The organism is Azospirillum sp. TSO35-2, from assembly GCF_003116095.1.
Lineage (GTDB): Bacteria > Pseudomonadota > Alphaproteobacteria > Azospirillales > Azospirillaceae > Azospirillum.
Genome location: NZ_LGRA01000004.1, coordinates 80,497 through 92,224 on the forward strand (window position 1 = coordinate 80,497; position 11,728 = coordinate 92,224).

General features: G+C 66.0%; 10 protein-coding genes. 3 read left to right on the forward strand and 7 right to left on the reverse strand.

The annotated features are described in order from the left end of the window. Positions 1-7: 7 nt before the first annotated feature. Together TSO352_RS00965 and TSO352_RS00970 are read left to right on the forward strand one after the other, a co-directional pair. Entirely contained in the window at positions 8-1,132 is a 1,125-nt protein-coding gene (locus TSO352_RS00965; RefSeq protein ID WP_199231448.1) for a radical SAM protein, read from the forward strand. Between the two features lie 13 nt (positions 1,133-1,145). Next, positions 1,146-1,709, forward strand: coding sequence for an NUDIX domain-containing protein (locus TSO352_RS00970; protein WP_109105535.1), 564 nt, complete (start codon positions 1,146-1,148; stop codon positions 1,707-1,709). Here the strand turns inward: TSO352_RS00970 and TSO352_RS00975 are convergent. The 7 genes from TSO352_RS00975 to TSO352_RS33740 form a co-directional block, all read right to left on the reverse strand. After that, complete coding sequence (locus TSO352_RS00975; protein ID WP_109105536.1) at positions 1,699-2,190, reverse strand: RT0821/Lpp0805 family surface protein; 492 nt, start codon at positions 2,188-2,190, stop codon at positions 1,699-1,701. The two genes, TSO352_RS00970 and TSO352_RS00975, sit on opposite strands and share 11 nt — an antisense overlap. Before the next feature lie 71 nt (positions 2,191-2,261). Beyond that, complete coding sequence (locus TSO352_RS00980) at positions 2,262-2,927, reverse strand: hypothetical protein (protein WP_109105537.1); 666 nt, start codon at positions 2,925-2,927, stop codon at positions 2,262-2,264. A 43-nt stretch (positions 2,928-2,970) separates the two neighbouring features. Continuing rightward, on the reverse strand, positions 2,971-3,738 hold the full coding sequence (locus tag TSO352_RS00985) for a 2OG-Fe(II) oxygenase (protein WP_109105538.1): 768 nt from the start codon (positions 3,736-3,738) through the stop codon (positions 2,971-2,973). A gap of 24 nt (positions 3,739-3,762) precedes the next feature. Further along, positions 3,763-4,371: a GNAT family N-acetyltransferase gene (locus TSO352_RS00990; protein ID WP_199231449.1), complete on the reverse strand. Its 609-nt coding sequence runs from the start codon at positions 4,369-4,371 to the stop codon at positions 3,763-3,765. Positions 4,372-4,453: 82 nt separating this feature from the next. Beyond that, the gene (locus tag TSO352_RS00995) at positions 4,454-4,777 is read right to left on the reverse strand and encodes a hypothetical protein (RefSeq protein WP_109105539.1); all 324 of its coding nucleotides are present in this window, start codon (positions 4,775-4,777) and stop codon (positions 4,454-4,456) included. After that, the gene (locus TSO352_RS01000; RefSeq protein ID WP_247871818.1) at positions 4,777-5,499 is read right to left on the reverse strand and encodes a tail fiber protein; all 723 of its coding nucleotides are present in this window, start codon (positions 5,497-5,499) and stop codon (positions 4,777-4,779) included. The genes TSO352_RS00995 and TSO352_RS01000 overlap by 1 nt, the downstream gene beginning before the upstream one ends. Before the next feature lie 948 nt (positions 5,500-6,447). Then, entirely contained in the window at positions 6,448-7,017 is a 570-nt protein-coding gene (locus TSO352_RS33740) for a hypothetical protein (protein WP_247871819.1), read from the reverse strand. Between the two features lie 912 nt (positions 7,018-7,929). Between TSO352_RS33740 and TSO352_RS01010 the strand changes: the two genes are divergently transcribed. Next, a partial coding sequence (locus tag TSO352_RS01010) for an autotransporter-associated beta strand repeat-containing protein (protein ID WP_247871820.1) occupies positions 7,930-11,728 on the forward strand: 3,799 nt, incomplete at its 3' end.

The following is an 11,728-nucleotide window of genomic DNA, read 5'->3' on the forward strand; positions in this document are numbered from 1 at the left end:
CTCGACCATGAGCAGCATCATGTCTGATCACACGCAGCTCATCCTGGATGGGACGAAGATCGCTTGGCATGAGGATCGCGTGCGGGCCTGGGAGCGTGGCGAACGCATCGCCCCCATCACGATCGATATGGCATTGACCCGAGCCTGCAATTACGGCTGCCATTTTTGCTACGCGATGCTGCAGGAGAACGACCGCGGCGTAATCAACCAGAAGGTCATGTACGACTTCCTGGAAGATTGTGCGGAAATCGGCGTCAAGGGCATCAGCCTCGTGTCGGACGGCGAAAGCACCATCTCGCCGGTGTTCGTCGATAGCGTCGTGCGCGGCAGCGAACTTGGCCTGTCCATGGCCTGCGGAACCAACGGCTTCGTGCTGAACCGGCGCAAGCTGGAGGAAATTCTTCCGCACATGACCTACCTCCGCGTCAACATCTCGGCCGGAGAGCGCCAGCGTTACGCCGAGATCATGGGGGTCAAGGAGCATTGGTTCGACCGGGTGTGCGAGAACATCCGGGATATGGTGGAGATCAAGAAGCGCTTGGGACTGTCGGTGACCATCGGCCTTCAAATGGTCCTGATGCCTCAATATGCCGATCAGATCCTGCCGCTGGCCCGGTTGGGCAAGGAGTTGCGACCCGATTACTTGGTCATCAAGCATTGTTCAGATGACGAAGACGGTTCACTGGGAGTGGACTATGGGGGATACGAGGCGATCTACGACCTGCTTCATCAGGCCGAAGAGATGTCGGACGAGGAATACAAGGTTGTTGTCAAGTGGTCGAAGATACAGGACGGCCACCGCCGCAGCTATCAACGCTGCTATGGCCCCCCTTTCATGATCCAGCTCTCAGGTTCGGGATTGGTCGCCCCCTGCGGCATGCTGTTCAATGAACGCTACAAGAAATTCCACATCGGCAACATTTGCGAAACTCGCTTCAAGGACATATGGGCGAGTGATCGCTACTGGGATGTGATGAACTATCTCGCCGGTCCGGACTTCAATGCCCAGACCATGTGTGGCACGCTGTGCCTTCAGCACAAAGTGAACGAGGTGCTGGACGCGCATCTAAAGGGTCACATCACACTGGAGAAACCGATCGGCTCCCCACCGCAACATCTCAGCTTCATCTGATCCGCTGCGCTCAATGGCTTCCAAACCTCCTGGGAGTGATCCGTGTGAAGAGGCCGATGGCGATGGTGGCCTGCTGCCCGGCGGACCGGGCTGGCTGCTGCGGGATGTCGCGGTGCTGCTGACGACGTTCGACGGTCGCTATCTGATGCAGCTTCGAGACAATGTTCCTTGGTTGCGGGTGCCCGGCCACTGGGCATTGTTCGGTGGCCGGGTCGAGGATGGCGAGACGCCACGCCAAGCCGCGATGCGCGAGTTGATGGAGGAGTTGGAGTTCCAGCCCGGTCAGATGCATTGGTTCACCGAAACCGGATTCGTCATGCCGCAGCTCAATGTCGGCCCGAGCAGGAAGGTCTTTTTCGAGGCGCGGGTCACAGCGGAGGATATCGGGCGCATGGTGCTGCACGAAGGGGCCGCCATGCGGCTGTTCACGCTGCAGGAGCTGTTGGATGAACCACGCATCGTTCCATGGGATATCGGCGCGGTGATCCTGCATGCCCGGCAGGATCAGATCTTCCGCAAACCCGTGCCCGGTCCGGTCGGTGCAAGCCCGAACGATGGGCGTCCCCTTACCCCATGATCTTCCACGACCCGTCGGGCTGGCGGCAGGCGGTGCCGAAGGCCTGTTCGCTGCGGCCGCCGACGACGATGGTCTGCTGGAACTCGCGGCAGTAGGAGCCGCTGCCGTCATAGCCGTCGCGCACCGGGACGATGACGCCCTGGTTGCCGGACTGCGGGTTGTTCCAGCTGATCCGCTGGCCGATCGGGGCGCTGTAGGCCTGATAGGCGGCGCGGTCGGCGTATTGCTGGTCGGCGCGGTCCAGCGAGGAGCCGATCTCCCGCCCGGCGAAGGCGCCCAGCAGCGTGCCGATGCCGACCGCCACCAGCTTGCCCGAGCCGCCGCCGAAGCGCGAGCCGATCAGGCCGCCGGCCACGGCGCCGCCGACGGTGCCGAACCCCTCCTTGGTGCCCATCGAGCCGGTCTGGCAGCCGGCGAGCGCGGTGGACAGCAGCAGCATGGCGACGGCGGCGAGGCGGGTGGAACGGGTCGGGGCACGCATCGGGGAAACTCTCTTTTTCGAGGATCGCTGCCCTGGTTATAGCGCAAGCGCGGCCGCTTGTGCAGCCGCCCTCACGCCCTGTCCAGCGCCTCTCTCTCCCGCACCCGGTAATGGGCGAGCAGGCGCGGGCACAGCCCCTCCAGCCGGGCCTCCAGCGCCGGGTCGCGCGGCTTGTCGCGGAAGCGTTCCGACACCGCCCGGCCCTGCACGTTGCCGAAGGCGACCTCCATGCGGTCCATCAGGTCCGGCACATGCCGCCACAGCGCGCCGATCAGCTCGTCGTGGCGCCGACGGTAGTCGTGGAAGCCATCCTCCACCGGCCAGCCCAGCCGGTTCAGCGTCTCGGACAGCCGGGGGTCGCGGGCGACGAAATCCTCGTAATGGAGGACGGCGTCGAAGCGGTCGCGTTCGGCGAAGACCTGGTCGATGAGGATGAACTTCTCGTCGATCAGGCCGGAGTGGTTGCGGTAGGGCTTGGTGGCGAGGCTCTGGTAATTGTCCCGCGGGTCGCGCAGCAGCAGCAGGATCCGGTCGGGGCGGAAGCGTTCGACATGGACGGCCAGCGGGTAGGCGGTGGTCACCACCGTCTTGACGACCATGTCCAGGTCGGTGTCCACCCGCGGGGCGGCGTAGTTGTTCAGGGTGTCGACCAGGGCCAGGCAGTCGGGCCGCTGCGCCAGGAACAGGGTGAAGGCGGTCGCGCCGCTCGATTGCATGCCGTAGACCAGAAGGCGCATCGGGGGTCCCGCGGTCGTGAAGGGGGGCGTCGTGGATGGGGGCTCAGCCGACGCCCAGCCAGTCGGTGGCGATCTCGGCGCTGATGAAGACGTATTGGCGGATGTGCGGGGTCGGGTGGCGGACGCTGACGCCGTGCAGGGCGTCGATGCCCTGCGGGAAGATCACCAGCTGGTTGCTGCGGTAGGGGATGGTCGCCACCACCTCCACCGCGTCGGCCGGCACCTCGTAGCCGTCGATGCCCACCGGCCCGTTCTTCCAGCGGAACAGCTCCAGGTCGCCGCCCACCGCGTCGTCGTCCGGCCGGCGCAGGTAGTACAGGCAGGTGAACAGGCGGTTCGGCGTGTCGAGATGGGGCCCGCGCGACGAGGACGGGCCGGCGGTGACCGGCGTGTTGACCTCGGCGCGGGCGTCCTGGAGGATGCGCGCCCGGTCATAGCCGTCGCACAGCAGCCGTCCCATCGGATGGCCCAGCAGGTCGCCGTCCAGCGCCCGCAGCAGCGCGTCCGGCCAGTGGCCGCGGAACAGCGCCACCACCTCGGCGAACCAGTCGGGCGCGCTGTGCCGGCGGACGAACTCCTTCCAGACCGGCGACATCTCGCTGTGGTTCATGATCAGCCAGGCGGAGAGCTGGTAGCGCCGGTTGCTGCCCGGCTTGCGGTTCGGGTCGGCCCAGCCGACCTGGGCGAAGCTGGGGAACCCCTCGTTCAGCGCGCGGTGGGTCTCGTCGTCGTAGACGTCGCTCAGCACGACGTGGGGGAACGGGTCGAGCCGGATGTCGGCGGCGGTGACGCCGGAGAGCAGGGAACGCATGGGAACGGGGGTCTCCGTCGGGCCTCAGGCCCGGGGCTGCGCCGGCGGCAGGGTCGCCAGGAACCGGAAGGCGGCGGCCATCTGGACCGCGGCGTGGTCGGCGATCTGGGTCGCCAGGGCGGCGTCGGGATGGCCGGCGGGCAGCCAGGCCATGTGGAAATGGGGCGGATCGAAGTTCATCACCCGGAAGCCCAGCCGTTCATAGACCTGCCGCCCGTGCGACCCGAAGAGCGGGGTGGAGAGCGTGATCGGCATCATCGTGCTGCCGGCCGCCATCTGCAGGCCGCGCAGGATGTCCGACCCGATGCCCGTGCCGCGGGCCTTGGTCAGGACCTGGAGTTCCGACACGCGCCAGTCGGCGGTGCCCAGATCGACCACCAGCCGGCCGACGCGGTCGCCCGCCTTCTCGATCAGCAGGTCGATGTGTTCGGGATAGATGGCCTCCTGCCCGGCGCGCATCGTCCTGTACTGCTGTTCGTACAGCGTGCGCAGGAAGTCGGCGTTGCCGTCCGCCCAGGCCAGCCAGGGCCGCGCCTCGATGAACAGGGTCAGCAGGAAGGGCTCGTCGGACGGGGTGGTGAAGCGCACCGTCAGGTTGCCCGGGAACGTGAAGGAACCGGCGAAACCGGTCATGGAGCGATGATCTCCGGCATAAGGTTCCCAACCCTCCCGCCGCCGTCCCGGAAGACGGGGCGGCGGCGGGACGGTGGGCGCGTCAGTTGAAGACGATCTGGAACAGCGCCGCGTCGGGCCCGGCATCGGCCGGCATCACCCGCTCCACATGGAGCGGACCGAAGGTTCCGGCCGACGGGTGGGTGATGGTGAACGAGGCGCCGTTGAAGAAGGGCAACCCGTCCGCCGGGCACTGCAGCAGAAGATCGAAGGTCGTCCGCGGACTCCCGTTCATGGTGTTGCGCGGGTGTTCCCGGCAAGCGACCAGCGTCGCCGCGATCTCCACACCCTCTTCCGACGTCATGGTGAAGACGCTGTTCAGGTGCGGGGTGAAGACGGCGGCCGACAGAAGGCTGATGTCGGTCATCAGTTGCGCTGCGGGTAGAGGCCGTTGACGGCGATGATGAAGTTCATCGCCAGATACGGCTGCATGTTGCTGAAGGCCTGCCCGGAGCCGGTGGGGTTGACCGTCACGGTGCCGCCGGCGATGGACGAGATCGTGGTGGTCGTGGCGGCGGTGCCGGCGCTGCCGGCGACCAGAACGTCGACCGGCAGGTTCGCGGCGGCGCCCGACGCCGGGGCGGCGGTGGTGAACGGCCCCTTGAAGGTCACCGGATTGGTGCCCAGGCCATTCGGAACCGTGGCGCTGACACCGGTCAGATAGCCCGGCTGTCCGTTCGCCAGGGCGGAGATCGTGGCGCCGGTCGCCGGCGGGGTGGTGCCGACCGGCAGGCTGGCGCTGATGTTCAGGCTGCTCGTGGTGGCCGGAATGGTGACCGTCTGCGAGCTGAGAACCGGGGTGAAGGACGCCGTATGGTTGTGCGCCGGGAGGTTGCCGATCGTCAGGGCCGACACTTCCGTCCCGCCGGTCGCGGCCATGGTGTAGGCCGCGCCGCTCGCCGGGCTGACGCCGGTGCCGACCGGAACGCGCCCCTGCAGGTTCGGCAGCGCGAAGGTGGTGCTGCCGTTGCCGCCGAACCGGGTTCCCATCAGGGAGTACAGGGCCGCGTACTGCTGGAGGTTCAGCGTCTGGCCCGCGCATCGCTGATAGTCCAGGGGGGCCCAGTCCCACGGAATCATGAACACCATTCCGAGCATTGGATCCATAAAAATCTTCCTTTTCTGAATATTTTTGTGCTCTGCACAAACCCTGGCGAAGACCGCAAGGGTTTTATCCCTACGGGTTGTTCGGCTATACCAAAACAATCCGCATGAGTCGATATCCTGTAGAAATTTCTCGCAATGTTTGCGTTTCCGTTGCGGACTTTGACGGAAACGCCGCCAGCGATGAGGAAAAACACCGGGATTTCACCCACTCTCCCCTATCGGGAGCAGGGCTCCCCATTTTATGGCGCAAATAAGTTGTAAGATTCGAACATGACATCAGCAATAGAATACAGAGACTCCGCCAGTCTGTCATCCTTCCGCTGAAACGCCGCGTCCATGGCCTGTCGGAGGTCGCAAAAATGTCAGGCCTTGTCCGCAGAACGGGAATGGCCACGGTTGACGCGAAGCCGACGATTCCTGTCATCGACCGTCATTCCCGCGGAGGCGGGAATGCAGCCATTTCGCCCCCTCTCCGACCCGGAGGCCCGCCTCCCCGCCGCTGTTCCGCAGAGTTTGGTCGTTTCAAGCCCAACTCCGCCGGAATTGCGGAGGTCCAAAACAGCAGAGCCCGTGCTTTCGGCGGAAATCCGCCCGTAAATCCGTGGGAATCCGTCAATTTTCGAAGGCGCCACACGCAGGAGTATGCAGGTCCCGCCGCCACCCCGTCCAGGTACGGTGGCACGATGGTTGGTTCACCACCACAGCGACGGGCGCGCACAATGTTTTGTTAACCAGCCATCCGCATGATTGATCAAGCGCGCACGGTCGCAGGGCCGTTCCACCCGGTGGAGGTCATACCCGCCTCCCTTCCGGTCGAGCGGTTCGATACGCTACATTCTCGTTAAAAAGTTGTGCTCTTTCAGCAAACTCCCTTAACAGGGTGCTACATTTCGGCACATGTTCGTACGTTGCGGGCGGGTAATTTCTTTCCTACAAATCAACGATTGGTTTGAATCCCCGATCTTCGGGCTTCTGGCGGGTGTGGCGATGAAATCCAGGTTCACGCGGGTGAAGGGTTCGGCGAAGAGCGGTTCGGCGACGAAGGACGCGGCAGGCGGCACGGCGCGGACGGCGGGCCGCCGGCCGCCGCTGGCCTTCGCGCTGGAACCGCGCTTCATGTTCGACGCCGCCGGGGCCGCCACCGCCGACCCCGCGGCGGCGACGGACCACGGCGCCGACCCCGCCGCCGCCAGCCACGACAGCGATCACGCGACCGACCACAGCGCCGACCAGTGGCAGGCCCAGGCGGTCGCCGCCCCGGCCTCGACCGCGCCGGTGACCGCCCCGGTCGAGGTCCGCGCAGCCGACCCGGCGCAGAACGACGGCAAGAAGGAGGTCGTCTTCGTCGAAAACAACGTCGCCGATTACCAGACGCTGGTCGACGGGGTGAAGGCGGGCGTCGAGGTTGTGCTGCTCGATTCGACCAAGGATGGCCTGGCGCAGATGGCGCAGTGGGCGCAGACCCATTCCGGGTATGACGCCATCCACATCATCAGCCATGGGTCGGAGGGCAATGTCTATCTTGGGACCGCCTCCCTTAACGACGGCGACCTTTCCGCTCGCGGTGCGGATCTCGCCACCATTGGCAATGCGCTGACCACCGACGGCGATCTGTTGCTGTATGGCTGCGATGTGGCGAAGGGTATCGACGGGCTGACGTTCATCAGTGATTTGGCGTCTGTCACCGGGGCCGATGTGGCCGCCTCAACCGATTGGACCGGTTCCGCGTTGCGCAGCGGAAACTGGGACTTGGAAGCGAGCACGGGCGTTGTCGATGCGGGGAGGATTATTGGAGATACTGCCCGAGATAATTACCGGCAGCTTCTCACTTCCACTGTCGAAAATTTTGACGCTGGGGTCAGCGTTAGCCAAGGTTCATACACACTCAGCGGGTTCACGTATTCTGTTCATACGGGAGGCGCAAACTCCAATTATGTTACGGACGTGAGCGATAGCGACTTCGTGAGTATCGGGGGGTACAGCTCCGGATATTTATCTGACAAATACGTTACAACGAGTTCTTCCAGCAACCGTATGCTGATATTTGGCACCGCCAGCAACGGTGGCGTCATGACAAGCAACGGTGTTTTACCTGGGGCCGCGGATTTCCGCATAACGAATACCACAGCATTCAAAATTTCATCCATGACGGCTGATCTTGGTGTTCATGCCGGTGATTACCCAGAATTATTCGTTACAACGATGACAGTTACCGGCTATCTGAATGGAGTTCAGGTTGCGCAGGACACAGTCGATTTTACCACAAGCGATTCCACAGGCTCAATTTCCTACACAAAGACGACCGGCGCAAACGGCGGAGCACTGTCGTTCAGTTCCAGCTGGCAAAATATCGATGAGATCCGTTTCACAGGATCTGACAGCACCCACTACGCGGTTCTTGCAATCGACAACATGACGTCGGATGCGGCTGTCGTCGGTCCGGTCAACAACGCCCCAACCCTCGACAACACCAAGACCCCGGTTCTGACCGGCGAGAATCAGTCCGTCGCCGTCAACACTCCCACCGGCGCCGTCGGCACCCTGGTGTCTTCGCTCGTCAACATCGGCGGGGCGCTCAGCAACGTCACGGACAGCGACAGCAGCCCATCGACCGGCATCGCGCTGACCGCCACCAACACCGCCAACGGCAGCTGGTACTACACCACCGACGGCGGCAGCAACTGGACCGCCGTCGGAAGCGTTGCCGGCAACAGCGCGCTTCTGCTGAAGGCCGACGCCAATACCCGGCTGTTCTTCAAGGCGAACAGCGGCTATTCCGGCACCGTCAGCAGCGCCGTCACCTTCCGCGCCTGGGACCAGACCAGCGGCACGGCGGGCAGCAAAGTCGACGCCTCCACCAACGGCGGCAGCACCGCCTTCTCGACCGCGACCGACACCGCGGACATCACCATTACCGACAACGTCGCCCCGACGGTGAGCAGCGTCTCCTCTTCGACCAGCAACGGCACCTATGGCATTGGCAGCAGCATCTCGATCCAGGTCACCTTCTCCGAGGCCGTGACCGTCACCGGCACGCCGCAGTTGATGCTGGAAACCGGGACGACCGACCGTACCATCAACTATGTCAGCGGGACGGGCACCAGCACGCTGACCTTCACCTATACGGTCCAGGCTGGCGACACGTCGGCCGATCTCGACTACCTGTCCACCACGGCACTTGTTCTCAACAGCGGGACGATCAAGGACGCGGCCGGCAACGACGCAACGCTGACCCTGCCGGCAACCGGCAGCGGATCGTCGCTGGGCGGGTCCAAGGCCATCGTCATCGACACCGCCCCCACCATCACGTCCGCCACCTACAACGCCAGCACCAACACGCTGGTGGTGACCGGCACCAACATCAGCGACGGCGCCACCATCGACGTGACCAAGCTGACCCTGACCGGCCAGGGCGGCAGCACCTACACGCTGACCTCCGATTCCTCGGTCACCTCCGCCCCCAGCTCCAACAGCTTCACCATCACGCTGGGGTCGACCGACCAGGCCTATGTGGAAGGGCTGCTGAACAAGAACGGCACCACCGCCCAGGGCGGCACCACCTACAACCTGGCCGGGGCCGTGAACTGGGACAGCACGCAGTCGGCGGCGGCCGACAGCACCGGCAACCTCGTCACCGTGTCCAACACCCAGAAGCCGACCATCAGCGCCGTCACCTACAACGCCTCGACCGGCGTGCTGACGGTGACCGGCACCAACCTGGTGCACCAGTCGGGCGCCGGCAACGACATCGACCTGACGAAGCTGACCATCACCGGCCAGGGCAGCGGCACCGCCGCGCTGACCGGCGCGGTCGAGATCACCAGCGCCACCAGCTTCTCCGTCACGCTGAGCGGGGGGACGAAGACCAGCGTCGACGCCCTGCTGAACAAGGACGGCACCCTCTCCCTGGGCGGCACCACCTACAAGATCACCTCGGCCGACGACTGGAACGGCCCGATCTATGGCGACATCTCCGATTCCACCGGCGTCGGCATCACCGTCTCGGGCAACAACTCCGCCCCGGTCATCAACAACCTGAACAACGACAGCGTCGCCTGGGCCGGTGTCGGCAGCACGGTGACGCTGGACGCCGGCACCGCCGCCGCCGTGTCCGACACCGAGAACGACGGCGCCACCACCTGGAACGGCGCCAGCCTGACCGTGCAGCGATCGGCCACCAGCGGCACCGCCAGCGGCGCGTGGTCGGCCGACGTCTTCGGCCTGGGCAGCAGCTACACCGTCACCGGCACGACGTCGGGCACCATCTCCGACGGCTCCACGCAGTTCGCGACCTACACCAACACCGGCGGCGTGCTGACCGTCACCTTCGATGCCAACGCCACCGCGACGCGCATCGGCACGCTGATGCGCGGCATCAGCTATCGCAACGACACGCCGGCCGGCGACGCGACGATCCGCTTCACCCTGAACGACGGCCACAGCGCCAGCACCACCGCCGACGTGAAGGTGGCGACCAACACCATCTACGTCACCGGCACCGGCGACGGCAGCACCGTCGACGTGACCGACGGCGTCGGCCTGCGCGAGGCGGTCGCCATCGCCGCCGGGCAGACCGGCACCCAGACCATCGTGTTCGGCAGCGGGCTGGTCGGCGGCACCATCACGCTGGGCTCCAGCCTGGCGATCGGCGAGAGCATCACCTTCGACAGCGACGCGGCCAGCGGCCTGACCATCTCCGGCAGCGCCATCACCGTCGCGTCCGGCACCACCCTGACGCTGACCAACGGCGCCGGCGACACGCTGACCATTGCGTCCAAGCTGACCGGCAGCGGCGGCGTCGCCAAGACCGGCGCCGGCACCCTGACCCTGACCGGCGGCAACGACTACAGCGGCGCCACCGACGTCAGCGGCGGCACGCTGACGGCCAGCGGCGGCATCGGCGACAGCAGCGCCGTGACGGTGGCGTCGGGCGCCACGCTGAACCTGTCCGGCGACGAGACCGTCGGCTCGCTGGCCGGTGCCGGCGGCGTCACGCTGGGCAGCTCCACGCTGAGCGTGGGCGGGGCGAACACCAGCACGACCTTCGACGGCATCATCAGCGGCACCGGCAGCCTGACCAAGGCGGGCACCGGCACCCTGACCCTGACCGGCACCAACAGCTACACCGGCGCCACCAGCATCAGCGCCGGCACCCTGGCGCTGAACAGCAGCGGCGGCACCGCGCTGTCCGACAGCAGCGCCGTTTCGGTGGCGTCGGGCGCCACGCTGAGCCTCACCTCGGCAAGCGAGACCATCGGCCCGCTGAGCGGGGTCAGTGGCGGCACGCTGGCGCTGGGCGGCAACGCGCTGACCATCAGCCAGACGAGCAGCCAGACCTTCAGCGGCGCCATCACCGGCACCTCGTCGGCCAGCCTGACGCTGAACGCCAATGCCGGCGCCACCACCCTGACGCTGGACGGCACCACCAACAGCACCGGTTTCGCCGGCGGCATCACCGTCACCGCCGGCACGCTGCTGGTGACGTCCGACAACAACCTGGGCGCCGGCACCCTGACGCTGAACGGCGGCCTCCTGCGGATGAGCGGCAGCGTCGGCACCATCGACAACACCGTCGCCATCGGCAGCGGCGGCGGCACGATCAGCATCGCCTCCAGCGGCAGCGCCACCCTGTCCGGCGCCATCAGCGGGTCGGGCAGCCTGACCAAGGCCGCCGCCGGCGACCTGACCCTGTCGGGCAACAACAGCGGCTTCACCGGCGCCTTCGCCATCAACGCCGGCACGGTGACGATCAGCCACGCCAACGCCCTGGGCAGCACCGCCGGCGGCACCACGGTGGCCGACGGCGCCGCGCTCGCCCTGTCGGGCGGCATCACCGTCACCGAGAACCTGACCCTGTCGGGCTCCGGCGTTTCGTCGGGCGGCGCGCTGATCAGCGCCAGCGGCACCAACACGGTCAGCGGCACCGTCACCCTGAACGCCGACGCCACCGTCACCACCACCAGCGGCCTGACCCTGTCGGGCGTGGTCAGCGGCAGCAGCGCCCTGACCAAGGCGGGCACGGGCGCCCTGACCCTGTCGGGCGACAACACCTACACCGGCGCCACCACCGTCAGTGCCGGCACCCTGATCGCCGGCCACGCCAACGCGCTGGGCACCGCCGCCGCCGGCACCACGGTGGCGAGCGGCGCCACCCTGGCGGTCGGCAGCGGCATCACCCTGGCGGAAAACCTGACCGTCTCCGGCACCGGCG

Bases quoted from the DNA above. Each gene is read 5' to 3' on its own strand.
- TSO352_RS00965 (WP_199231448.1), top strand. From the start codon at position 8: ATGAGCAGCATCATGTCTGATCACACGCAGCTCATCCTGGATGGGACG.
- TSO352_RS00970 (WP_109105535.1), top strand. From the start codon at position 1,146: ATGGCTTCCAAACCTCCTGGGAGTGATCCGTGTGAAGAGGCCGATGGC.
- TSO352_RS00975 (WP_109105536.1), bottom strand. From the start codon at position 2,190: ATGCGTGCCCCGACCCGTTCCACCCGCCTCGCCGCCGTCGCCATGCTG.
- TSO352_RS00980 (WP_109105537.1), bottom strand. From the start codon at position 2,927: ATGCGCCTTCTGGTCTACGGCATGCAATCGAGCGGCGCGACCGCCTTC.
- TSO352_RS00985 (WP_109105538.1), bottom strand. From the start codon at position 3,738: ATGCGTTCCCTGCTCTCCGGCGTCACCGCCGCCGACATCCGGCTCGAC.
- TSO352_RS00990 (WP_199231449.1), bottom strand. From the start codon at position 4,371: ATGACCGGTTTCGCCGGTTCCTTCACGTTCCCGGGCAACCTGACGGTG.
- TSO352_RS00995 (WP_109105539.1), bottom strand. From the start codon at position 4,777: ATGACCGACATCAGCCTTCTGTCGGCCGCCGTCTTCACCCCGCACCTG.
- TSO352_RS01000 (WP_247871818.1), bottom strand. From the start codon at position 5,499: ATGGTGTTCATGATTCCGTGGGACTGGGCCCCCCTGGACTATCAGCGA.
- TSO352_RS33740 (WP_247871819.1), bottom strand. From the start codon at position 7,017: ATGGCTGATGATGTGGATGGCGTCATACCCGGAATGGGTCTGCGCCCA.